General features: G+C 55.4%; 21 protein-coding genes. 8 read left to right on the forward strand and 13 right to left on the reverse strand.

Annotated features, from left to right (window positions below; translation table 11 throughout):
* Nucleotides 1-412: 412 nt before the first annotated feature.
* Nucleotides 413-1,201, reverse strand: a complete 789-nt coding sequence (locus J4772_RS30615; protein ID WP_209072799.1) for an SDR family oxidoreductase — start codon at nucleotides 1,199-1,201, stop codon at nucleotides 413-415.
* Between the two features lie 38 nt (nucleotides 1,202-1,239).
* Nucleotides 1,240-2,013, reverse strand: a complete 774-nt coding sequence (locus J4772_RS30620; protein ID WP_209072800.1) for a dioxygenase family protein — start codon at nucleotides 2,011-2,013, stop codon at nucleotides 1,240-1,242.
* Nucleotides 2,014-2,392: 379 nt separating this feature from the next.
* Between J4772_RS30620 and J4772_RS30625 the strand changes: the two genes are divergently transcribed.
* Nucleotides 2,393-3,214 (forward strand): hypothetical protein, encoded by an 822-nt coding sequence (locus tag J4772_RS30625; protein WP_209072801.1) that lies wholly within the window; start codon nucleotides 2,393-2,395, stop codon nucleotides 3,212-3,214.
* Nucleotides 3,215-3,302: 88 nt separating this feature from the next.
* A complete protein-coding gene (locus tag J4772_RS30630; RefSeq protein ID WP_116065384.1) occupies nucleotides 3,303-3,518 on the forward strand; it encodes a hypothetical protein in 216 nt (71 codons plus the stop codon).
* A 51-nt stretch (nucleotides 3,519-3,569) separates the two neighbouring features.
* On the opposite strand, the gene J4772_RS30635 is transcribed toward J4772_RS30630, so the two are convergent.
* On the reverse strand, nucleotides 3,570-6,671 hold the full coding sequence (locus tag J4772_RS30635; protein WP_209072802.1) for a choice-of-anchor A family protein: 3,102 nt from the start codon (nucleotides 6,669-6,671) through the stop codon (nucleotides 3,570-3,572).
* Between the two features lie 137 nt (nucleotides 6,672-6,808).
* Here J4772_RS30635 and J4772_RS30640 point away from each other — a divergent pair, with 137 nt between their 5' ends.
* A complete protein-coding gene (locus tag J4772_RS30640; RefSeq protein ID WP_209072803.1) occupies nucleotides 6,809-7,339 on the forward strand; it encodes a L,D-transpeptidase in 531 nt (176 codons plus the stop codon).
* 2 nt (nucleotides 7,340-7,341) lie between these two features.
* Here J4772_RS30640 and J4772_RS30645 read toward each other — a convergent pair whose 3' ends face one another.
* The 4 genes from J4772_RS30645 to J4772_RS30660 all read right to left on the reverse strand — a co-directional run bounded on the left by J4772_RS30645 (nucleotide 7,342) and on the right by J4772_RS30660 (nucleotide 12,436).
* Complete coding sequence (locus tag J4772_RS30645; protein WP_116065381.1) at nucleotides 7,342-7,593, reverse strand: DUF6953 family protein; 252 nt, start codon at nucleotides 7,591-7,593, stop codon at nucleotides 7,342-7,344.
* A gap of 15 nt (nucleotides 7,594-7,608) precedes the next feature.
* On the reverse strand, nucleotides 7,609-8,727 hold the full coding sequence (locus J4772_RS30650; protein WP_209072804.1) for a hypothetical protein: 1,119 nt from the start codon (nucleotides 8,725-8,727) through the stop codon (nucleotides 7,609-7,611).
* 135 nt (nucleotides 8,728-8,862) lie between these two features.
* Nucleotides 8,863-10,704, reverse strand: coding sequence for an ABC transporter ATP-binding protein (locus J4772_RS30655; RefSeq protein WP_209072805.1), 1,842 nt, complete (start codon nucleotides 10,702-10,704; stop codon nucleotides 8,863-8,865).
* Nucleotides 10,685-12,436 (reverse strand): ABC transporter ATP-binding protein, encoded by a 1,752-nt coding sequence (locus J4772_RS30660; RefSeq protein WP_209072806.1) that lies wholly within the window; start codon nucleotides 12,434-12,436, stop codon nucleotides 10,685-10,687. The genes J4772_RS30655 and J4772_RS30660 overlap by 20 nt, the downstream gene beginning before the upstream one ends.
* Nucleotides 12,437-12,642: 206 nt before the next feature.
* Between J4772_RS30660 and J4772_RS30665 the strand changes: the two genes are divergently transcribed.
* Entirely contained in the window at nucleotides 12,643-13,296 is a 654-nt protein-coding gene (locus J4772_RS30665; protein WP_209072807.1) for a peptidylprolyl isomerase, read from the forward strand.
* Between the two features lie 186 nt (nucleotides 13,297-13,482).
* On the opposite strand, the gene J4772_RS30670 is transcribed toward J4772_RS30665, so the two are convergent.
* Both J4772_RS30670 and J4772_RS30675 read right to left on the reverse strand, forming a co-directional pair.
* A complete protein-coding gene (locus J4772_RS30670; protein WP_209072808.1) occupies nucleotides 13,483-14,130 on the reverse strand; it encodes a GntR family transcriptional regulator in 648 nt (215 codons plus the stop codon).
* Nucleotides 14,131-14,322: 192 nt separating this feature from the next.
* On the reverse strand, nucleotides 14,323-15,387 hold the full coding sequence (locus tag J4772_RS30675) for a stalk domain-containing protein (RefSeq protein WP_116065371.1): 1,065 nt from the start codon (nucleotides 15,385-15,387) through the stop codon (nucleotides 14,323-14,325).
* 167 nt (nucleotides 15,388-15,554) lie between these two features.
* Here J4772_RS30675 and J4772_RS30680 point away from each other — a divergent pair, with 167 nt between their 5' ends.
* Nucleotides 15,555-16,514, forward strand: coding sequence for a DNA-methyltransferase (locus tag J4772_RS30680; protein WP_209072809.1), 960 nt, complete (start codon nucleotides 15,555-15,557; stop codon nucleotides 16,512-16,514).
* 65 nt (nucleotides 16,515-16,579) lie between these two features.
* Entirely contained in the window at nucleotides 16,580-16,792 is a 213-nt protein-coding gene (locus tag J4772_RS30685; RefSeq protein WP_116065369.1) for a sporulation protein Cse60, read from the forward strand.
* 215 nt (nucleotides 16,793-17,007) lie between these two features.
* Here the strand turns inward: J4772_RS30685 and rnhA are convergent, their stop codons facing one another.
* From rnhA to J4772_RS30700, 3 genes are all read right to left on the reverse strand, one after another.
* A complete protein-coding gene (gene rnhA, locus J4772_RS30690) occupies nucleotides 17,008-17,646 on the reverse strand; it encodes a ribonuclease H (protein ID WP_116065368.1) in 639 nt (212 codons plus the stop codon).
* A 30-nt stretch (nucleotides 17,647-17,676) separates the two neighbouring features.
* Nucleotides 17,677-18,423, reverse strand: a complete 747-nt coding sequence (gene map, locus J4772_RS30695; RefSeq protein WP_116065367.1) for a type I methionyl aminopeptidase — start codon at nucleotides 18,421-18,423, stop codon at nucleotides 17,677-17,679.
* Nucleotides 18,424-18,514: 91 nt separating this feature from the next.
* Nucleotides 18,515-19,795 (reverse strand): multidrug effflux MFS transporter, encoded by a 1,281-nt coding sequence (locus J4772_RS30700; RefSeq protein ID WP_209072810.1) that lies wholly within the window; start codon nucleotides 19,793-19,795, stop codon nucleotides 18,515-18,517.
* Between the two features lie 114 nt (nucleotides 19,796-19,909).
* Between J4772_RS30700 and J4772_RS30705 the strand changes: the two genes are divergently transcribed.
* Nucleotides 19,910-21,058, forward strand: a complete 1,149-nt coding sequence (locus J4772_RS30705; RefSeq protein WP_209072811.1) for a ParB/RepB/Spo0J family partition protein — start codon at nucleotides 19,910-19,912, stop codon at nucleotides 21,056-21,058.
* Nucleotides 21,059-21,129: 71 nt separating this feature from the next.
* Here the strand turns inward: J4772_RS30705 and J4772_RS30710 are convergent, their stop codons facing one another.
* Nucleotides 21,130-21,636: an alpha-amylase family glycosyl hydrolase gene (locus J4772_RS30710; RefSeq protein ID WP_209072812.1), complete on the reverse strand. Its 507-nt coding sequence runs from the start codon at nucleotides 21,634-21,636 to the stop codon at nucleotides 21,130-21,132.
* 50 nt (nucleotides 21,637-21,686) lie between these two features.
* On the opposite strand from J4772_RS30710, the gene J4772_RS30715 reads away from it, so the two are divergent.
* Nucleotides 21,687-22,505 (forward strand): helix-turn-helix transcriptional regulator, encoded by an 819-nt coding sequence (locus J4772_RS30715; protein WP_247740897.1) that lies wholly within the window; start codon nucleotides 21,687-21,689, stop codon nucleotides 22,503-22,505.
* Nucleotides 22,506-22,513 lie beyond the last annotated feature (8 nt).

The following is a 22,513-nucleotide window of genomic DNA, read 5'->3' on the forward strand; positions in this document are numbered from 1 at the left end:
CAGCGCATTTTGGCCTCCACTCCTCGGCTCAAGGAACGTCAAGGAACTATTTTGTACTTTTTTGGCCTTCACTCCCCAGCTCGAGGTGCATCAAGGCACTTTTTTGGCCTTCACTCCCTAGATCGGGGCGCATCAAGGCACTTTTTTGGCCTCCACTCCACAGCTTGGGGTGCATCAAGGCACTTTTTTGGCCTCCACTCCCCTGCTTGGGGTGCATCAAGGCACTTTTTTGGCCTCTACTCCCCAGCTCGGGGTGCATCAAGGCACTTTTTTGGCCTTCACTCCCCAGCTCGGGGTGCATCAAGGCACTTTCTTGGCCTCCACTCCCCAGCTCGGGGTGCATCCTGAGTCGATAGAGATGAAGAAATGGCTGCTCATAAGTTGCTTATGAGACAGCCCCTATTGTTAGCTTCTACAAGCCTTTAACCATGCCTCCGTCAACAAGCAGAGCTTGCCCGGTCACATAGGTATTGGCGAAAGAGCCGTAAAATACGGCGTGCCTCGCAAACTCTTCCGGCGTACCTGTACGGCCGAGCGGTATGAGCTTGGCCGCTTCCGCCTGGATGTCTTCAACCGTACGACCTTGATCCGCTGCCTTCTTGGCGTCGAGCTCGGCAATCCGATCGGTGCCGATGCGGCCCGGCGCAACGGTATTCACCAGAATGCCGTCCTTCGCCAGTTCCGCGGCCAGGCTTTTCGTTAATGCGTATACGCCCGCACGGAACACGTTGGATAAAATCAGACCGTCAATCGGCTGCTTGATCGAGGTCGACGTCAGATTGACGATCCGTCCCCCTCCTGCGGCTTTCATGAACGGCAGAGCCTCGCGGATCATGCGAATCGTGCTTAGCAAATTCAGTTCGAATGCCTGCGCCCAATCGGCATCCTCCATATCCGAGAAGAACCCTCCGCGAGGACCGCCGGCGTTGGTGACGAGCACATCCAATCCGTCCGCCGTGGCGGCTGCCGTACGGATCGCATGGCTGATGTCCTCCCCCTTGGATGCGTCCATTTCGATCATGGACACTTCAACTCCGGTCCTTTCCCGAATATCGCTCCGCGCCTCAACCAATCTTTCCAAGCTTCGACTCGCAATCGTGACTTTGGCTCCTTCCTTCGCATACTGCAGCGCCACGGCTTTGCCTAAGCCTTTACTCGCAGCCGCCACGAACACCGATTTCCCCGACAGCATCAAATCCATGCTTCATTGCACCCTCTCTTCATCCATAATTGACCAACTTATTCGAACTTCCAGCAGCTCAAGCTAAGAGTGCCGTATTGATAGCTTCGATGCAGCAAGACAGCCTTGCGACCCTGGTCTCCTGCGCCCATAGCGAGCAGCAAGGGAATAAAGTGCTCGGACGTAGGTACCGCTTCTACCGCATAGGGAGCGACGGAACGATATTGAAACAGCGCCTCCGTATCCCAAGCAAGCAGCTTCTCCTCCAGCCAGCTATCGAATTGCGCAGCCCAGTCAGCCGGCTCCTCCGCCCGCCAATCGATTCTCCGCAAATTATGGACAGTGCCTCCGCTGCCGACGTTCATGACATCCTTTTCCCGCAGCTCGGCCAGCGCCTGTCCGATCCGATACTGCTCCTCATTCGACAGCATCCGGTTAACCGACATCGCCACGACCGGAATAGCCGCGTCCGGGTACATCAGCTTCAGCACCGCCCACGCGCCGTGATCCAGCCCCCTGTCCACATTTACAATGCTTTCGATGCCGCGCTCCTTGAGCAGCCTGCCGATCTCCTCGCTTAACGCGGCATCGCCTCGGGCGGGATAAGTCATTCGGTACAGCTCGTCCTGAAAACCGCCGAAATCGTAAATTGTCTCGTACGTATCCGGAACCGCGCTGACCGTCTGCGTCAAGCTTTCCCAATGAGCGGAAAACAGCACAATTGCCCTCGGTCTTGGACGGTCCTTGGAAAAGCTCTTTAAAAAATCGGTATAGCCGTGCTCCTCAAGCACAAGCGAGGGGGCTCCATGAGCGACAAAATAAGCGGGCATCATAGCCGGTCACACTCCTTTTGTATACCCTATTGTTATGTCCCGGCGAGTAGAAAGTCAATTCCGCCTGCGTCTCTATTTCACCCGGAACACTCGGCCTGTACAATTGGCATGGATGGGATGTCCCTTCATGTGCAATGAAGAGTACAAAAACCCACCTTTGGCAGGAAGAGAAACCTTGGGATGGGTTTTCACTTACGATCAAACGTTCCTATTTTTCGTCAAAACCGGCTTGACACCACTTTCAAAGTCCGGTATATTAGACGAACAATCCGATATTTTTTTTACCCTTACGATGGAAGCACCCGTAAGCAAGGCTGATTTCAGCCTTCTTTGCGGGTGCTTTTTGTCGTCTATAAACAATCCAAGGGAGGATTCTGTTATGTCGTTAACCGTACCGTTTCGCCTCGCGCCGCTCGCCCTGCTCCTGATTGTTCTGATTGCCGTTATGCCCGCAAACGCCGACGCCGCATCGATTCAACTGACCGCTTCGCTGAAGGCTTCGCTCGACAAAACCGCTGCTTCGGCGGATACGAAAACGGCCGCCAAACTGCAGACGCTATATGTCGATCTCGGCGCTCAGCTTAAGGCCGACAAAGATACCGCCGCCAGCATCAAAACGCTGCAGTATCGCAATGAGGAAGCCGTCATTCTGATTCGCAAGCAAATTCGCGAGATCGACGCCGCGAAGGTTAGCCGTCTGTCCAACGACGTCCAGCAGGTTAAAGCCCGCTACAAGCCTTTGTTTGATTCCTATGCTGCGCTTAACAAGCAGCTTGCGACGGCCCGCTCGTTAAAGAACAAAACTTTAACGGGCGTTCTGAGCTTTCAAGCCGACGCCATGAAAATAGCCGTCCAGCTTGCCCGCTCAGACATCAAGGCGAAAGAGACCGCCTACAAAACGGCCAAAACCGCCGCCTCCGCGAGAATCAAAGCGGCGCGAGATTCGTTGGCGGCGATCGACCCGCTCAAGGTGCAGATTAAAGCCCATCGCAGCAGCCTAAGTCAGATGCGCGCCTCGCAGTCTCCCGTGTGGTCGAACTTCAAGTACGCTCTCAAGAAATACGATGCCAACGGCGCACATAATACGCTCGCCTCTCTCGTCGCTTCCGCCAAACAAATTGCGGCGCAACAGCAGAAAATCTATACGCTGGAAGCGAAGATATCCGACGTCGTGGCAGCCACAAGATCTCGTTACCTGTAGCGGATGTCCGCTCCCGAGGTATAATAGACTTCATACTATCGCAACAAGGGACGTCCCCCTTCGCGATAAGGAAGAAGGAGGAGTCCCAGTGGCCTTAAATATTCGTTTGATTACCGATGAAGACTTTCAGGAAGCGTTGGATAAACAGGCTCTCATACGAGTGTTCAAGGACGATCATATTATCGATTCCGGCGGCATTATCGTCCGCTTCGACGATCGTACCGTCGTCATCCAAACCGGCGTCGGCGATCTTGCCTATCATGATCGTACGGTTTGCGAAATTTTCGAACTGCGGAACAGATAGCGCGAGCCTCGGACGTTCGACGAAGATCCTTAAGCCGAAGCCCGAATTCGTCTATTCCTCCCCCTCCTCTACGACGATTCTCACCGAATTGGATTGGGATAGACCGCGGAGCTGACGAACGGTAGCCGGGAAAAAGAAAGATGCCGACGCTTGAATGTCGAACGAGCCTCCGAGCGGCTCGGAGTTCACCACCAGCTTGTAGGTGATCGTGGACGATTGACTCGTCGCCAGGTTTCCCAATACGACGCCTGCGGCCGGATCGTCCGTGCGCGGAGCGCCGTTCACGCGCAAGCTGCCGGCAACGACAGAGGTAATGGCCGGAACCAGCTGTCCGACTCGTACTTCCGTCGCTTGAGACGGGGATGGGTTGGTCACGGTCAGAGAGACGGCGACCTCATCGCCGACCGCCACGACTAGCGGAACCGCCGTTAGATGGAGCAGCAACCCATACACTGTAATCGCAACCGTGTCCGTCACCGGGGAAGTCAGCTCGCGTGCGGTTAACGTGACTGTGTTATCCACTACGCTGCCCGGCGGACTGTTCACCGTAAGCCTGGCTCTACCGATCAGGATTGCGCCGACAAGAAAGCGTTGGATGGTTACGTCTCGCAGTCCGAGCGCATCGAATATTCGTACTCCGGTCAGAACAAGGTTTCCCGTGTTCGTCGTGACCACCTGAAAAGTGACGACTTCGTTCTGCAGCACATCCGGCTTGTCGACGGTCAGCTTAAGATCGGCGCGTGGCAAGTCGGCGACGATGACGGTTGCGACGGCTTCGGCCGGGGCGGTGCGCACGCTGGTCGCGCTTAGCGATGCGGTAATCGTCGTGCCCGGCGGCGTTTGCGGCGCAACCGGAAACAGAGCCTGAAGCTCGATCGTCTGGCCCGGGAGCAGCTGCTCCGCCAGGCCGATATACTGAAATAGAGGAGATTCCAGCACGATGTTCCTCACGGTGACTCCCGTCGGGTTCGTGACAAAGCCGGTAAACAGAATGGACTGGCCCGGGAACACGACCGGACGGTCGGCCGTGCCCGTTACTCGGAGCTCCGGCTGAACCGCTGGCGGCTCGGGCGGCATCGGCGGCAGCGGAATCCGATTGATGAGCAATACGGAGGCGGCTGTCTGCTGCCCGATCCCGCCGCCCTGCGCGACAACGGTATTCACGATCTGCGTCCCGCCCGGCGTACTCGCCGGCACCGTATAAGGGACCGTGATCTGCGTGCGCCCCCCGATCGCGATCGGGGGCACCGTCTCGTTCAAACCCGTTAAAGAATCGGTAACCAGTATACCCGTTAGAATCGTATTCCCCGTGTTGATCAGCGTTAAAATGTATTCAACGGTTTCGCCCGGATTAGCGAAATCGCGGTCTGAATCCTTGAGCAGGAGCAGCCCGGGGCGAGAAGCGACCAACACTTCCGCCGTCGCCTGCTGCGTCTCGTCGCCGGTGACCAGAACAGCCGTATTGACAATTTTCGTCCCCGCCGCGGCATTCGCCGGAATAACAAACTCGGGATTGTAGGATACAAACGAGCTTGATGGAAGCAGCGCAATCGTCTTATCCAAACCCAGATAATCGTCCCTAACTCGTAAGTTGATCCTGGACGCAATCGACGAATCGTTCATGACGCCGATCGTATAACGGACCGTCTCTCCTGGGAAGGCTTCGGTCGGTTCGACCGTCTTAGTCAGCGTTACTCCCGGGGCGGATTGAACGGAAACGGAAGCCGTTGCGGTAATGAAGCCCGGTTCCGGAATATTGGACGCCTCCAGCCGGGCGACGTTGGTGAATTCCGAACCGGGAGCGGCATTGCGCGGAATTTGGAATGCCGCCGTATACAGAAGACCGTCGAACACATTGCCAAGCGGCACCCGAATTCCCAAGACCGGGTCGGACAGAACGGCGTCCTGCAGATCGGTATTGCCGTTGTTGATGAGCCTGAACGTATAAACGACTTCTTCGCCCGGCAGCGCCGACATTTTGTCTACTGTCTTGACCAAGCTTACGTTTACCGGCAGCGCCCCGATGCCAATCGTGCTCGAAGCTTCCATTGCCGCAGTCTGATCGCTGGAGGCCGTGGAGATGTTGGAATAGCTCGTGCCCGCTTTGCCGTCCCGCACGATCGACTCGACGGTGAAGGAATATTGTTGGCCCGGTTCAATCGTCGGAACCGTCTGCATAATTCCCAGCTGACTATCGTTAATGACGACATTCGTCAATGGCGCTCCGCCGGAATTCGTTACCGTCACAATATAAGTAATCGCCATCCCGGGCACTCCGGTAAACGAGCTCGCGCCGTTCGCCGTCTTCGTAAGCGTCAAGCTGGCCGCATTGCAAACCTCGGGCAGACACCCTCCGTAAGGCACAAAAACTTCCTGAAAGCTGTTCGTATTTCCGTTGTAAGATTGAGCGATCAACTGGCCGTTGATTTGCCCCGACCCGTTAGCCGTTATCGTAGCGAACGGCGCTAGAACCGACCCGACGATATTCAGACTGCGATGGAAAAATGCGGTTGCCTGAGGCACATTCCATAAAATCCGGCGACCCGGAGCCGGTCCCGGGTCGCCGGTAAACGTAATGCTATAGCTGCCGAAGCCGACGTTGTTGCCCAGAATGTTGGCCAGAACGAACGAGCCGGCTGGAATCGAAAAGTTGATGCCGTTGGCGCTGGCCAGTGATACGCCGCTCCCGCTCACATTGCTTCCGTCGAAAGTGAATACGTTAAGCGTCGGATCGCTCCCCCGGAATTGCAGCGTACCGAAATCGTTCGTAACCGTACCGTTGGCAGGGAGCGCTCCCCATGCCTGGGACGAGCACTGCAGCGTCGTTCCGATCGCCGCAAAGTCCAGCGGGTTATCCCGCAGCGGCTGGCCTCTTACGCCGTTCAAATTGCTCATGGAATACGCGGTCACAGCCGAAGAGAATCCGATTACCGTGTTGCCCTTGTTCGTTCCCCTCACGATATTGATGTTGCCCGCTACAACAAGACCGGTCAACGTTGGCGATTCCGTCAGTCCCGCGCAGACCGAGTAATCTCTGTAATTGGCGTTCCCCCCGACGGCGACAAGACCTCCCGCCTGCGAATTGATCTGCGTATGATCACCAAGTAAAAATACATTATAAGCGTTCGCCGCTCCAAAATTCGTGCAAGCCATCCGGCAGTCTCCTCTCGACAGTCCATATGTATGCCCGCGCAAATTGTCCTATTCCCGCCCAAAAAACCGGGAATAAGCCATTTTCCCCGAGATCCCGCATATATAGAGATGACGTTATCTACGGGAGGCTGATTCATATGAAGTCCGCTTTGTGGCGGCGCGTCCTGCTGCTTCTGTCCGTCCTGCTGCTTGTTCCAGCCGTCGCTTCGGTACAGGCGCAAGCCGCGCAATCGCAATCGGTCCAGTTGGCGAAGAAATATACCAAATACGAGCAGTTCATCATGATCGACAAGTCGACGAACAAGCTGTACTTCTTCGAGCAAGGCAAGCTGATCAAGTCGTTTTCCGTCGCAACGGGAAAGAAGCCCTCCTATACGCCGGAAGGCTTGTTTACCATTCGTGAGAAAATCAAAAATCGTCCCTATTACAAGGAAAAAATCAAGGGAGGAGATCCGAAAAACCCTCTGGGCGATCGCTGGCTCGGCCTGAAGGTCACCATTAACGGCAAAACCTCATACGCCTACGGAATCCATGGCAACAACAATGAAAAGTCGATCGGCAAATATGTATCGGCCGGCTGCATTCGCATGCACAACAAGGAGGTCCGCTGGCTGTACGATCAGGTCAAAACCTCAACGCCGGTGTTGATCGTCAAGGAGCTGCCCTGACCTCAGAGCTTGATCGCCGATGTCCAGCCCCAGTAAAACGCATCTCTGTCCCACGCCGCTTTGCCGCCATGAAGCTTCTTGAACGCCTTCTTGACCTCCTTGTCGATCGAGGCGTTCCCGTTCTCGTTGACATAGACGAACCGTTCTCCGAAATGAGTCTTAATATGCTCGATCGCTGCGGCCTGGTACAGAATTCCGGCATTCCTCAACTCGCCGAACATCCAGGCCGCAACATCTTCTGCGGAATTGTTCATGCTGCTTCCCTCCTATTACTGACGCAATCTCACGGGGGCCTCGGGATCGCTCAGATCGTACTTGACCGGTCTAGCATAGACGAATTGCTTGGTTGTCGGATCGTAGGCGTACACCTTCAACGTCAGCTCCGTCTCAGGCAGTCCGTCGGGAACGAGGATGGATAGCTTGCCCGTTGTCATATCTGTGAAATCGAACACTTCCTCCTCTTCATTTTCCCAATAAACGCTATATTTCAATCTCGCAGCCACGTTGGAATTCGCAGAACCCGCGTCGAAGATCAGCTTGTGGTCGGTAATTCCGTCGTCTTCCACGTCCAACGCCTGGATTTTCGTCAGCTTAGGCTCCTTAAAAACAAGCGGAAGCGGATCTTTAAGCCCGCTAAGCTTTAGCCAATAGCTGCGAACCGCCGCCAGCGTCATGACCGACGGAATCTCCTCGTTCTCTACTTCTGCATAGAAGCCCATCCCCTCTTCAGTCCGGAGAGAGTTTACCATGCTCGTTTTCGCCGTCGGCGATCCGAACAACGCCATGTAGTCGTCGGCCATAATTTCAGTCGCATCCCAATAATGCGTGTAGTCGGCAGAGGATGTGTCCTCCGTAAACAAGACCGGATACCCTTTGATGCCGCGAATGGACGCCCATTTGGTCTTCGGACTGCTCGGCAGCTTGCGTTCCTTTTTGATAAGCCAATAGTGTGTAAAATGATGGCCGTATTCGTGGCTTAACGTCGTCGCCATGCTTTCAACCGTTGTGTGGTCGTCGGCGCCGTACAGTGTAATTTCGGTAGGCTCGTCCATCTCGATATCGGACAGATCGTCCTCGTACCAAGAGTAGCTCATATCCGCAACGCCCAGTTCTTCGTCACTCGGCTCAGCGGATAAAATCACTTTGCCCAAATCGTACAGTTCCTCGCCGTGCATATTCTTCAGCAGTTCCGCGTACAGCGCCTTCAATTTCTTCTGGTTCCATTGCTTGCTATAGCTGACGAACTCAATGTGCTCCGGAGACACGTACTTCGCTATCGGTTTACCGGAAGCCGCTTCGACTGAATGGCCCGGCAGCGCGCCGATCAGACCGAGCGCCAAGGCAACCGCCATCAACATACCGGACAACCGAACGAATCTCTTCTTCATGCCTTTCCCCCACCGCCTGTCCATAGAATCTCTCTTCTATATCGCCAAAACTGCCTCTACCTTACAGCAAACCGTCTACAATCTCCATACCTATTAAGAGATATTCGGATTGAAAAGAGAGGGAAGCCCCTTGGCTTAACCCTCTATTTGCACTTGTCCTCGAACCATATCGTTGTATAGTCCGGGCTTGGAGAGCAGTTCTTCGTGGGAGCCCCGCTCCAGCAGCCTGCCGTCTTTAAGCACCAGAATTTGGTCGGCGCGCCGGATCGTGTTTAATCTGTGGGCAATGACAAAGCTTGTCCGGCCTTCCATCAACCGCTGCAAACCTTCCTGAATTTTAATTTCCGTAACCGTATCGATGCTGCTCGTCGCCTCGTCCAGCACCAGAATGGCCGGATCGGCCAGAATCGCCCTGGCGATCGCAAGCAGTTGCTTCTGCCCTTGGCTGATGCCCCCGCCGTCTCCGTGCAAAAGCTTGTCGTAGCCGCCGGGCAGACGCTTGATGAAGGAATGGGCGTTCGCCAGCTTGGCGGCCCGCTCCACTTCCTCGTCGGTCGCTTCCGGTTTGCCGTAACGAATATTGTCGCGAATCGTTCCTTCGAACAAGAAAGAGTCCTGCAGCACGAAAGCCATATGGGAACGAAGGCTGGCTCGCTTAATCGTGCGAATATCGCGACCGTCCACCGTTATTTCCCCGGAATCGGCCTCATAGAACCGGGAGAGCAGTTGGATCAGCGACGTCTTCCCCGCGCCGGTCGGCCCGATAATCGCCACCGTCTCCCCCGGCTTCGCCTCGAAGCTGATCTCCTTCAACGTCTGTTCTCCGGAATCGTAGGAGAAGAAGACGTCGGAGAACGAGACTGCGCCCTGCACCGCATCGATCGGACCGGCGTCTCCCTCGTCCTTCGTCTCGTCGTCCTCGTCCAATATTTCGAATACCCTTTCCGCACCTGCAATGGCCGAGAGCAGCGTATTCCACTGGTTGGCCAGATCGTTAAGCGGACGCGTAAACTGTCTGGCATACTCGACGAACACGACGATAACGCCGATCGTTATCGTCCCGCGAATCGCCAGCAAGCCCCCGACTCCGACGATAACGGCGTAGCTCAAGTTGTTCAAGCCGTTCATCAGCTTCGGAATGAACCCGGAGATCGCCTGCGCCCAGAAGCCGGATTGCTTGATCCGAACATTGCGCTCCCCGAATTCCCCGATGACCGCCTCCTCCCTGGAGAAGGCTTTGACGATGCGTTGAGCGGACAGCGTCTCTTCGACGTATCCGTTCAAATCTCCGAGATTGCGCTGGCGCTCCTTGAACAGAACCCCCGTTCTGCGCGTAATCCATTTCATGCCTGCGGACATCAGCGGTACGACTAGAAACGTCAACAAGGTAAGCAACGGGCTTAGCAGCAGCATGACGACGACGGTCCCGACCAGAATAAGCGCACTGGAAAAGATCTGGATCGCCGAGCTGTTGAGCGTGGAGCTGACGTTATCCATATCGTTGGTCATCCGGCTCATCAGCTCTCCGCGCTGCCGCTTGGCGAAAAACGGAATCGGCAGCCGATGCAAGTGCTTAAACAGATCCATCCGCATGCGGTAGACCGTCTCCTGCGCAATCGAAATCATCCATACGTTCTGCAGCCATCCTGCAATGGACCCCAGCACGTATACCGCCGCAAGCGCTACAAGGAACAGCAGCCAAGGCGTTCCTCCGGCCCCTTCCAAATATCGGTCGATAGCGACGCCGATTAAATATGGGCCGAGCAGCGAAAGACCCGAGCTAATCATCACCATTAACAAAACGAGAGTGAGCATCGCTTTACGGCGAGCAAGGTAGCCCCATATTCGCTTTATGGTCGCCTGCCAGTTTTTCGCTTTGCCTTTTGTAGGCTTGGTTGCTTGCTTGACTGCATGTGTTCTTTCCGCCAACGCCTGCGATTTCGGGTAACGGAGGGGATCACTTAGCGCCTTCCGCATGAGACTCCTCCTCCCCGTATTGCGACTCGTAAATGCGACGATACAAGACGTCTTTGGCCAGCAGCTCGCGATGGCTGCCATGCGCGATAAGACGACCGTCGTCCAGCAGCAGAATCAGATCCGCATTGACGGCGGAGCTAATCTTCTGCGTGATCAGGAACGTCGTACAGGCCATGCCTGCCAACGCTTCAAGCAGTGCAGCCTCCGTGCGCACGTCCAGCGCGCTGGTGCTGTCGTCCAGCAGCAGAATCGCCGGCTTGCGCACGAGCGCGCGGGCAATCGAGAGGCGCTGCTTCTGGCCGCCGGACAGGTTGACGCCGCGCTGCCCCAGCATCGTATCGTAGCCCTGCGGCAGGCCGACGATCGTCTCGTGAATCTGCGCCTGCTTGGCCGCTTCGACGATCGCCTCTTCGTTGGCCTCCGGGGCGCCCCAGGCGATATTATCCCGTATCGTGCCCGTAAACAGCACAACCTCCTGCGGCACATAACCGATAGCGTCTCGAAGCTCCCGTACGTCCCATTCGCGCGCGTCTCTGCCGCCGATCCGGATCGTTCCCGACTCTTCCTCGTACAAGCGAAGAATCAGCTGGGCCAGGGAGGATTTTCCCGCCCCCGTCGCTCCGAGAATCGCCACCGAATCGCCCGCTTCGGCCCGGAAAGAAATTTCCTCCAGCGCGAGCGCCTCCGTATCCGGATAGCGGAAGGAAACCCGATCGAACGCAACGCTTGCGTCTTCGATCCCCGCTTGGCCGCCGACACTAGCCGAATCGCTTTCGCGGCCATCCTCCCCGCTTTCCGTAAGGAGCGTTTCTTCGATGCGTCCGGCCGAAGCACGCGCCCTGGAGAACGCCGCCACCAGCATCGACAGAGCGGACAATGCGCCCGCCGTCCGCAGCGAGTAGTTCACAACGGCTACCACTTCTCCGGTCGTTGCGCTGCCGGCTTGAATGTCCAAGTGCCCAAACCACAGCACCGCGATGATCCCCGCGTTCATGATCAGAACGATAAACGGCTGCGTCATCTCCGTCAGTCGCTGAGCCGACGTCAGGCTCTGCATCAGCTCGCCGCTGCGCTGAGCGAAGCGCTCGGTCTCCCTCTCTCCGCGCACGAACACCCGAATCAGCCGCATCCCCGTCAAATTTTCCTGCATAACCCCGTTAACCGCATCGAGACGATTCTGAACTCTGGCGAACATTTCGGCGGCTTTTTTCACCATCCACAAAATAAAAAGAACGAGAATCGGCACGGTCAGCACCAGCAGCGAACCCAGCTCCACCTGCACGATCAGCGCCATGATGACGCTTCCGATTACGACTAGCGGAACGCGCAGCATAAACCTAAGACCCATAAAAACAGTATCCTGTACTTGCGTAACGTCGTTCGTGAGTCTGGTAATCAGCGAAGATGGCGCAAAGCGGTTAAACACCGCGTAAGAGAAAGATTGCACTTTGCCGTATAGCTTCTCGCGAATGTCGTAGCCCAGACTTTGGCTGACATGCGCCGCATAGAAGGAGCTTAAAATTCCGGCGCCGAAGGCAAGCAGAGTTCCTCCTACCAGCACCGCTCCCCATAAAATGACGACCTGTGCGTTGCGCGGTCCGATGCCGTCGTCGATAATTCTGGAGATCAGCATCGGCTGAACCAGCTCGACGGCAAGCTCGACCAACATCAGGAATATCGCCGTAAAGGCGGCAACCCGGTACTTGCCCAACACTTGAAAAACGGATTTCATAGTTCGTTGTCCTCCGACGGACGGAATGCGTCCGCTTCCGTAACCCTATGTCAGCTTCTACATAAGCACTCCCTCCTATTGTACCCCTTCTTGTCCGAGGATGGGAGTCTTCGCGATGGAAAAAACCGCAGCGGCAGAAGTCAACATGATCATCGCTTCCTTAGTGGATTCCTGCTCGCGCAGATGATATGATACGAAAGGATATAATGGACAAGGGGGACTCGAGCTTGAAATCAGGAAGTCATCGATTGTCTGTATCTCTACTTGCGGTATTCGCGCTTCTGTTGATCGCAACGGGATGCGGAGGCAAACAAAAGGAGGATTCTACAATGGGCGGATCAAACAACCCGATCGTTACGATCGAGATGGACAGCGGCAAAACGATTAAAGTCGAGCTCTATCCGGAAATTGCGCCGAACACGGTTAACAACTTTGTTTCCCTCGTGAGCAAAGGCTTCTACGACGGAACGATCTTTCATCGCGTTATTCCCGGATTCATGATTCAGGGCGGAGACCCGGACGGAACCGGCATGGGCGGTCCCGGATATTCGATCGAAGGCGAGTTCTCGCAAAACGGCATCAAGAACGACTTGAAGCATACGACTGGCGTTCTTTCCATGGCTCGCTCGGGCAATCCGAACAGCGCAGGCTCCCAGTTTTTCCTTATGGTCGCCGACGCTCCGCACTTGGACGGCGCATACGCAGCCTTCGGCAAAGTCATCGAAGGCATTGAGGTCGCACAGGAGATCGTCAACACGCCGCGCGGCGCCAACGATCGTCCGAAAACCGATCAGGTGATGAAGAAGGTTACCGTGGACACTCGCGGCGCCGCAATCCCTGAACCTGAAACCATCAAGTAAGAATAAGGAGTATATACCTCCCTCCGATGCTATACGCTCCTGAAACCTGAATGGGTAAACCCGTTACAAGGTAGTTTCAGGAGCGTATGAGGCAGTCTACGGGCGGTGTATACTCCTTGCTTTTTGTTTATCGATCATCTTAATCAGTCCTGCTTAGGGGACAGCCCCTTTTTTCTTGGATATGCCTTAATCCATGCCGCCTCGAATTACTTCGTCCCGCACGTGCCACTTGGAATTCCGAAGCGTCTGTCTCGCCCCTTGAATATCCCCTTCCTTCAGCCGCTCGTAAAGCTCCGTATAGACGACTCTTCCCGTGAACGGCCGATTCGGCCGCTTGTAGGAACGATGAACGACGACGAAAAATAAAATTTTGTCCTTGTAAGCGTCGAAGGTTTGAAGAATATGACGATTATGAATCGTCTCCAGCAGCGTCCGCATAAACAGCAGACCGTTCTCGTAATAATCGCGATATTTTTTAAGGTCGCTGGCTTCGATCAACGCATCCAGATGCGTTTTCATTTTCGGCAGGTTAATCTCGCCGCTATACTGCTCCACGACGTCTAGCGTATACAGATACAGCGCGGTCAGCAGATCGAAAATATCGAACAGTTCCTGAACCTCGATCGCGTTCACGCGAATGCCGCGCTTGGACAATGTCTGCACGAAGCCTTCCTTCTCCAGCAGCCGGATCGCATCGCGGATCGGCGTACGGCTCATATTCAATTGCGCCGCCAGCTCGCTCTCGGATAGCAGCATTCCCGGAGCGTAATCCGCGTTCAGCAGATTGTGACGTATTTGTTCATAAGCGATTTCAACTAGTGGAGAACCGGACATGCGAGAGCTCCTTTTATCGTTATCCTATTAATTATACCGATCAATGTCATCGGAGGATTAACTCGGCGGCGTTTTGCAGTTATCTACTGGAAAAAAAGACTGCCCCTAGCAATCGTCCCATCCGCCCAGCCGGCGGTGAGAGTTTGCTTAGGAGCAGCCTATTCGAAGACCTATATTACGGCGGTCGGTCCGTTATTCAAACGCGGAATAAGGAATTTCGAACTCCGGCATTCCCGCCGCGTAAGGCGTATATTCGTACTGACCGAAATAGACGACGATGCCGTTATGCTTGAGGAAGAAATCGCGATCCGGCTCGATCGTCTTGAACGGAGCCAACAGTTGAAGGCCGCGCGCTTGAATCTGTTTTTGGATGTGAGAATTAATGATCGACACGTATTTGGCCTTGCCTCCGGTCACGTCCGCAAGGGAGAGCAGCTTGCCCGTCTTCAAATCGAACGTGTAGGTGACGCGGGCCGTCGACCCGTGAGCGCCCCCGGTATAGATATAATAATCGACGTACAGGCTCAGCTTGTCTTGCTCGTTGTAGGAAACCGTGTAGGTTCCATCGAAGGTAACCTCGTAAGAGCCGTCGTCTCCTTCAAGCGCATTGGCGAGCGACTCCTTGGCCAGCTCGACGTTCAGCTCGGCGTCCTTCTTCAGCAGTTCGTTGATTTTCTTCTGCGCGTCTTCGTTGGCATAGCCGGCGATTTGCGGATAATGCACCAGGATCGATTGGCGCTTTTTATCCTCCTTGATCGCCTGCGTCTCAATAGTCAGCGAATTTTCCCGGATCTCCTCGATTCCGATTCCTTTGGTCGCGGGGTCGTAGGCAACGCCGTAGCCCATTCGCTCAAGCAGAAATCTGAACGGAACGTAACTCGTGCCGCTCTGAACGATAGCCGGAAGGCCGTAAATTTGCTGATCGTTCAACACTGCGCTGCCGTCGCCCAGATTCAGCACAAGCTCCCGGTCGCGGCCGGTTACGGTGATCGTATTGCTTGTCTTGTTCCATTTCGTCGTCAAGCCGATCTGATTGTTAAGACTGCGCAAGGCGACATAGGTCGTGCCTTCCGAATTAATCGCAGGCAGGGTAACCGCCGTGCCGTTCACGTCGATCGCTTGCTCGATGATCTTGTAACGGCTCGCCGCCGCGTTGGCCGCATCCCCGGACGGGAGCAAAGGGGCGATCGCAATTGCCGCCGCAACGGCCCAGGTCATTGTTTTTCTCGACACTCTCAATATAGAAATAGGCTGCATCGAAATACTTCCTCTCTAAGAAATAAGTTTTCCCTCTTGTTATAGACGCAATTCCTGTCGAAAGGGTTCGGTCTTTCCCGAAAATAAATGCGCGCTGTTGATAACCCGCTCTAGTATCTTATATGATAGGGGAATCTAAGCTTACTAATGTTGGGAGGTGCTGCTCCATGCCCGAGAGTGGAAAAGAACGCGCGAAACGCAATAAAACGATGGCGCTCAGCGAAGCCGAGAGAACGGAATATCGCGCACGGCTGATCTCGTTGGCGGCGCCGATGGAGGCGGAGCAGCTGCTGAACCGCACGGTCTGCCAAAATCTGTTCGAGGCGATCGATTATTTGCCGGACGAGTTCGTAGATTTGCTGTTCATCGATCCTCCGTACAATCTGACGAAAAATTTTAACGGCCAAACCTTTAACCGTATGAATCATCGGGAGTACGCGGAATGGCTGGACGGCTGGTTCGGCAAGCTTATGCGCATTCTGAAGCCCGGCGCGACCGTCTACATATGCGGAGATTGGCGATCCAGCCATTCGATCTTCGAGATCGCTTCCAGCTATCTTAACGTCATTAACCGGATTACATGGGAACGGGAAAAAGGGCGGGGAGCGCTCTCGAACTGGAAGAACGCCTCGGAGGATATTTGGCACTGCACGAAATCGACCGACTACAAGTTCTATGTCGATCGCGTCAAGCTCAAGCGGCGGGTCATCGCCCCTTATCGGACGGCTCATGGCGTGCCGAAGGACTGGGCGGAAGGCGAGGACGGCAAGTACCGCCTTACGCATCCTTCCAATCTGTGGACCGATCTGACGGTGCCCTTCTGGTCCATGGCCGAAAACACGGATCATCCGACACAGAAGCCGGAGAAGCTGCTGGCCAAAATCATTCTAGCCAGCTCGGACGAGCGCGACGTCGTTTTCGATCCTTTCGGTGGAGCGGGCACGACGGCCGTCGTCGCCAAAAAGCTGAACCGGCAGTTCGTCACCGTCGAGATCGACGAATCTTACTGCTGCCTGACGGAGAAGAGACTGCGACTGGCCGAGCAAGACGCCTCTATTCAAGGGTACTCGGACGGCGTATTCTGGGAACGGAATACGCTGTCGCGCAGCGGGCAGCCTCGGCTTTAAAGAAAACGACGGACGTTCTGTCATCAGAGCTGGCTCCGTCAATGCTACGATTGGAGGGATTTCCCATGATTAGAGTCAAAGAATTTGTGGATAGCGACAGCTCCCTGGCCGAGAAAAGAGTGAACGAATTTCTCGCCGAGCTGAAGGACGAGCAAGTGATCAACATCTGCTACAGCTCGATCAGCAAACCGAGCTTGAACAATATCAGCGAGCAGCGCAGCGCGATCTTGGTCGTCTACAGAACGGATTCCGCTCCATCCCCATCCGCCAAACGATAGCGCGGATATCGGCAGCCGCACGGAATTCCGCTCCTAGCGGCAAATCCCCCTTGAGCGAACCGTCGGCGGCGCCGCGGTCATGGCGAGGGGGATTTGTTTTGCGTCTCTGCGATTGGCTATTTACGTTCGCCCACGTAAGATCGGAGCTTTCGTTGCCGCTTTACTCAATGCCTTCAACGCTATACCCCCGAATGCGAATGATGAATTGCCTATTCTTATTTCCGGCCGTAATCCGCTTTGATCTCGCCCCATTGCTTCGTCTGCCATTTGAGTACCTTGTTGGGGTAGCTGTTCGTCTTCAGCCAGCGGACCGCGCGGTCGATCAGATCCCAGATTTCCCGTGTCGTCTCGTCCCTCGGGAGCGTAGTGGATACTTCCTTCTGCTTGACCCATTTCATCGCGTTGACGGAGTCGCTGTAGACCGTTTTGCCGCTGCCGATTTTCTTCAAATAGGCCAGCGCATGCACGATTGCGAGGAACTCTCCGAGATTGTTCGTTCCTTTGGCGATCGGACCTACCGCGAACAGCACCTCCCCCGTCTTCGTGTCCACGCCTTTGTATTCCACCGGTCCCGGATTGCCTCTTGTGCCTACGTCGACGGAGATGCTATCGTAGTCGACCTCCCCCAGGCTCTCTCCTGCCCCGGCTTTGGCGGAGCCGGTCTTTTTGCCGCTGCCCCAATGCTTCTTCCAGCCTTCCCGGTACGCTTGATCCGCGGTCGCCTTGGATTCGTAGGACTTGTATTTCGCCTCGTCGAACTGGTTGATTTGCTTTTGGCACTCCGCCCAGCTATCGTACACCCCGGGCTTGCGTCCGACCCATACGACGTAATGCTTCGTTTTCGTTTTCGACATCTTTCGTTACTCTCCCGTTCCGTCAGCCGTTTAACAAACGGTCGTAATGATCGGATTGCCGTTCGTAATAATGATCGTATGCTCAAACTGCGCGACGCGGCTGCGATCGGGCACTTTAAGCGTCCAGCCGTCCGCCTGCTGGTCGACATAGGTCGCCCCCGTCGAGACGAACGGCTCTATCGTAATGACCTGGCCCGCCTTCAGCACTCTTCGGTCGCGCGGCTCGGAATAGGGCAAAATCTCGAAGGGCTCCTCATGCAAGCTTCTGCCTACGCCGTGGCTGCACAAATTTTCGATAATGCGGTAGCCACCCCGCTTTGCTTCCTCCTGCATCGTTTTGCCGATCTGGTTCAGCTTGACGCCGCCCTTCAAACCGGAGATTACCTTCATCATCGTCGCGTACGTATGTCGGCACAGACGATCCACTTCGGTCTCGACGGGAGCCACCTGAAACGATTGCCCGGCATCGGCGTAATAGCCTTCCAGCTCTGCAGATACGTCGACGTTCACCAGGTCGCCGGCTTGAATGATCCGGTCCCCGGGAATGCCGTGAGCAACCTCTTCGTTAATGCTGATGCACGTATAGCCGGGGAATTGCACGTCCTTCATCGGAGCGGACGCCGCTCCGTGCGACAGCAGTACGTCCCGGCCGATCAAGTCGAGTTGCCTCGTCGTCATTCCGGGCTGCGTCCGCTTTTTCATTTCCTCAATCGTTAGGGCCACGATTTTGCCGATTTTCTTCAATTGGTCGATGTCTTGAGGGGATTGCGCGATCATAGGCCGCTCCTTCCTGTGAAGAGAAGTCCCGTTGCATTCCGAAAGGGATCTAATCATTACAGTATCTCAGTTCATTTAATATATCTTAACCTTACAGCTTTTGACTCTTTTGCTCAACTGCGCGAACCATAAAGAGGTAACAAGCGACTGCGCCGACGTTCGCCGCGGCGATCAGCAGGCCCATAGGCAGTGCGTTCGCGCTTCCCGCTACGCCGACCAGCGGCGCCAGCGCCGCGCCGAACAGAAACGCCAGCAATCCGAGCAGCGCCGAAGCGCTTCCGGCCGCATGCCCATGCTTGCTCATCGCCAGAGTAAAACCGGCCGAGCCGACGAGACCGACGCTGGAGACGACGAAGAAGAGCGGCACGAGCAGCGCGATTAGACCTCCGCCTGCAAGGATGACGGCCAACAGAGCCAAGCCCCCGAGCATAGCGAGCAGCAGACCGGTCACAAACAGCTTCTTCTCCCCTATTCTTCCCGCCAATCTCCCCGCCGTTTGTCCCGCAATTATTATTCCTACGCCGTTAATGGCGAAAAACAAGCTGAACAGCTGCGGAGATACACCGTAAATGTTCTGCAGCACGAACGGCGAGCCCGAGATATAAGCGAACATGGCCGCCGTCACCAGCGCCTGCGACAACGCATACCCCATAAACAGCCGATCTCCGAGCAGGGTGCGGAACGTCGAGAATGTCGTCTTCAGCCCGCCCGTCATCCTTTTTTCCGTCGGCAACGTCTCGCGCAAACCGAAAAAGACGGCGAGCAGCGTGACGACTCCCCAAGCGGCGAGCACGATGAATAGTCCTTCCCATGACGTAAACTTCAGCAGCTGCCCACCGACGACCGGCGACAAGATCGGCGCTGCGCCGTTAACCAGCATGAGCATCGCATAAAATTTCGTCAGCTCGGAGCCGGAATACAGATCCCGGACAATCGCCCGGGAAATGACGATGCCCGCCGATCCTGCCAAGCCTTGCACAAACCGGAGCGCGATCAGTACGCCAATCGACGGACTGAAGGCGCACAGCAACGAAGCGACGGCGTAGACCGCCACTCCGATCAGCAGCGGTCCTCTACGGCCGCGAAAGTCGCTGAGCGCGCCGGCGAACAGTTGGCCGACCGACAGTCCGATCATACAAGCGGTCAAGCTGAGCTGCGCGTAGGACGAACTCGTGTGCAGATTTTCCGCCAATCCCGGCAGCGCCGGCAAGTACAAATCAAGAGATAAAGGTCCGAAGGCCGACAACGATCCGAGCAGCGCCACATACCAGAGCCGTCCGGCGCTGCCGCGCTCTCCCGTCCCAGCCGCAAGTCTGTCTTGATATCTGTTCAAAATAACGATCTCCTTGTCTATTTTGCATCCTCCTATCATAGTACGAGCGATTTTGAAACTTCAAGCTTTATTCCCATCGTCGCGTCGCTGAGCTATAATACAGATGTTCCCACTGGCTCGTCCTTATAAGAATTCATAGACAGGAGACCAAGCATGGACATTATTCCGATTGCTACGCATTTAATCGATGAAGATAAAGAGCAGCCCCGCTACCAGTTCGACGACGAAGCTCTGCAGGAGCTAATGAACAGCATTGGAGAGATGGGGCTGCTATCGCCCATTAAAGTCCGCAAAACCCCGGACGGGCGCTACAAAATCATTTACGGCAACCGGCGTTACAAAGCTTGCACCGCGCTGAGCCTGCCGACGATTCCGTGCATCGTATCCGAAGCGACGGACGAGATGGAAATCTATCTGGAGCAGATCGCGGAAAACTTGACTCGGCAAGGCTTCTCTCCGATCGAGGAAGCCGAAGCTTTCAATAAGCTGCTGACCGATCCGAAGTTCAGCAGCTCGGTCAAGTATTTGTCCAGCAAGCTGGGCAAGCCGGAAAACTATATTAAGAACAAGCTGGAGCTGTTGAAGTTCAGCCCCGCCGTCCGCCAACTGATCTCCGCCGGCACCGAGATTAAGAAGGGACGGCTGACCGAGGATCAAGTGATAGCGCTCAAGGACTTGCCAATGGAATATCGCGATTCTCTGGCGCTTATCATGGCCGAAGACGAGATGCCCGTCACCGATGTGAAGCGGATCGCGCGCTTGTTCAAGGATAAGGAAATTTCCGACGCGACAAAGGGCAAGCTGCTGTTTAAGACGGGATACCAGCTGCTCGAAACCTGGTCGACGTACGAGCACAACCGCAAGGAAAGAGCCAAAAGCGCGATGCCCAAGGAGGGGCCTTACATAGCGCCTCCGGAAAATTCGGTAGTGGAGAATGGCACTCAGGCGCCGGTTCCACCCGCGGCGGAGGAAAGATCGGCTGTCGATCTGCCGAGAGCAAGGGCAAGAGTAACTTCCGAAACCGTTCAGCTCGCCATGCCTATGCTCTCCGGCCTGGCGGAAGAGACGCCTGAATCGGATGAAGACGAGGAGCCTACGTCCGGCAGCTTCGTCGAGGACATGCTGAACCTGCTGCTTGCCACCTTGCCTCCTCCCGGCCCGCTGTCTCCGTCCGACCTGCCGGAGCTGGAAGGCATCGAGCTGCAGCAATTCTCCCGGGACGTGGATACGCTGATCGCCGATCTGGAGAAGCATCTCGCGGAATGGCGCTCGGTAAAGGATATGCTGACCGTCAGAAAATAAAAGAAAAACCCCTTTTGGGTAACGCAGGCGATATAAACGTGTCGCTTCATCGACGCTGTCTGACGATTTAGCTAGTTTACCTGAGCCAGCTCAACCGCAAACGCTTCGAACGGCTGGAGGTCTAGTTGCGCAAAATCCACCAACGTTCTCTCATAGTTGGCAATGATGATCGCTTCGCTGTGACCCAACCAGGGAACGCTAGCCGATATCGCTGCGCCGCCGAAGTTAGCCGCGACCGCCCACGTACGTCCTTCGTACCGACGGAGGTACAGGAATAACTGCTCCGGTCCTTCCTCGATCAACTCGTAGTCGCCCCATACGATAATCGGATTGGCTTTGCGGAGCGCAATCAGTTGTTTATACGTATGGAATATCGAGTTCGAGTCAGCCAACGCGGCAGCCGCGTTTATAGATGCGTAGTTGGAATTCACCCGCAGCCACGGAGTCCCGGTTGTGAATCCGCCGTTCGGCGTATCGTCCCACTGCATCGGGGTGCGCGCATTGTCCCGTCCCTTAGCGTTGATGGAGGCGATGATGTCCTCGCGGTCAAATCCCCAGGAGCCATTCGCCCGATGCATCGACGCTTGAACAATTGTGCGACTCGTTCATTCAACAGGCGAATCAGTCTTTGAAGTGCGATGCTTGCTGCATCGTCGGAGTAGCTGCCGCACTTGAAACCGTCAGCGGCGGCTTCCGCCAACTGCTGCAGTTGAATGAAGGGTTCGCCAAACGTCGCAATCAGATTTTTCTCGTGGAGCGAGGCGACCACCCATCGGAAGAAGTCTATACCCCGCCGGATCTCCCCCGACTCGAGAGTCATTTAGAGCACCACCGGCCCGATGCTTTTCTTCAGGATACAACACTATATCTCAATCAACATTCCAATGAAAATCACGTCTCAACCTCTACGCTCGCTCTGTTCCGGATCGATATCATGCAGCTCGTGTACGCCTTCCTCAAATCCAAAGGCATTCAGGCGCATCAGTTGTACAAGGGCAAGGCCAAAGAGCAGCTGCTGGCCCGCTCCTTGAATTCTATCGAAGATATGGAAGCTTATTTGCAGGATCTTGTCCGGACCGCGATGTCATACCGCGACTTCGCCGACCAGCCCAGAACCGTGGCCGAGGAGATCAAACAATATATTCATTCGCATTACGGGGAAGACTTGACCCGAATCAGCCTGGCCGATGTTTTTTTCCTTCATCCCGACTATTTGGCCCGCCTGTTCAAAAAAGAAACCGGCGTATCGCTCGGGGCATATATCATTGGCGCACGAATCGAAGCCGCCAAAAAGCTGCTCGCCACGACGCAGCTCTCGGTATTCGCCGTGGCCAACAAGGTCGGGTACGCCAACTATTCCTACTTCGCCAAAGTGTTCAAGCAAGAGACCGACCTATCTCCGAGCGAATATAAGCAAGCAGGGAACGCCGGAGCGTGCGAGAACTGACATTAATA

The sequence above is a fragment of the Cohnella sp. LGH genome (assembly GCF_017671885.1).
Taxonomy (GTDB): Bacteria; Bacillota; Bacilli; order Paenibacillales; family Paenibacillaceae; genus Cohnella; species Cohnella phaseoli.

What these genes read in the sequence shown, in the direction of transcription:
- J4772_RS30660 (WP_209072806.1), bottom strand. Translation starts at nt 12,436, where the DNA reads ATGAAATCCGTTTTTCAAGTGTTGGGCAAGTACCGGGTTGCCGCCTTT.
- J4772_RS30700 (WP_209072810.1), bottom strand. Translation starts at nt 19,795, where the DNA reads ATGATAGGAGGATGCAAAATAGACAAGGAGATCGTTATTTTGAACAGA.
- J4772_RS30625 (WP_209072801.1), top strand. Translation starts at nt 2,393, where the DNA reads ATGTCGTTAACCGTACCGTTTCGCCTCGCGCCGCTCGCCCTGCTCCTG.
- J4772_RS30665 (WP_209072807.1), top strand. Translation starts at nt 12,643, where the DNA reads ATGGACAAGGGGGACTCGAGCTTGAAATCAGGAAGTCATCGATTGTCT.
- J4772_RS30710 (WP_209072812.1), bottom strand. Translation starts at nt 21,636, where the DNA reads ATGCATCGGGCGAATGGCTCCTGGGGATTTGACCGCGAGGACATCATC.
- J4772_RS30615 (WP_209072799.1), bottom strand. Translation starts at nt 1,201, where the DNA reads ATGGATTTGATGCTGTCGGGGAAATCGGTGTTCGTGGCGGCTGCGAGT.
- J4772_RS30655 (WP_209072805.1), bottom strand. Translation starts at nt 10,704, where the DNA reads ATGCGGAAGGCGCTAAGTGATCCCCTCCGTTACCCGAAATCGCAGGCG.
- J4772_RS30620 (WP_209072800.1), bottom strand. Translation starts at nt 2,013, where the DNA reads ATGATGCCCGCTTATTTTGTCGCTCATGGAGCCCCCTCGCTTGTGCTT.
- J4772_RS30645 (WP_116065381.1), bottom strand. Translation starts at nt 7,593, where the DNA reads ATGAACAATTCCGCAGAAGATGTTGCGGCCTGGATGTTCGGCGAGTTG.
- J4772_RS30650 (WP_209072804.1), bottom strand. Translation starts at nt 8,727, where the DNA reads ATGAAGAAGAGATTCGTTCGGTTGTCCGGTATGTTGATGGCGGTTGCC.
- J4772_RS30705 (WP_209072811.1), top strand. Translation starts at nt 19,910, where the DNA reads ATGGACATTATTCCGATTGCTACGCATTTAATCGATGAAGATAAAGAG.
- J4772_RS30635 (WP_209072802.1), bottom strand. Translation starts at nt 6,671, where the DNA reads ATGGCTTGCACGAATTTTGGAGCGGCGAACGCTTATAATGTATTTTTA.
- J4772_RS30685 (WP_116065369.1), top strand. Translation starts at nt 16,580, where the DNA reads ATGATTAGAGTCAAAGAATTTGTGGATAGCGACAGCTCCCTGGCCGAG.
- J4772_RS30675 (WP_116065371.1), bottom strand. Translation starts at nt 15,387, where the DNA reads ATGCAGCCTATTTCTATATTGAGAGTGTCGAGAAAAACAATGACCTGG.
- J4772_RS30680 (WP_209072809.1), top strand. Translation starts at nt 15,555, where the DNA reads ATGCCCGAGAGTGGAAAAGAACGCGCGAAACGCAATAAAACGATGGCG.
- J4772_RS30640 (WP_209072803.1), top strand. Translation starts at nt 6,809, where the DNA reads ATGAAGTCCGCTTTGTGGCGGCGCGTCCTGCTGCTTCTGTCCGTCCTG.
- rnhA (WP_116065368.1), bottom strand. Translation starts at nt 17,646, where the DNA reads ATGTCGAAAACGAAAACGAAGCATTACGTCGTATGGGTCGGACGCAAG.
- J4772_RS30670 (WP_209072808.1), bottom strand. Translation starts at nt 14,130, where the DNA reads ATGTCCGGTTCTCCACTAGTTGAAATCGCTTATGAACAAATACGTCAC.
- map (WP_116065367.1), bottom strand. Translation starts at nt 18,423, where the DNA reads ATGATCGCGCAATCCCCTCAAGACATCGACCAATTGAAGAAAATCGGC.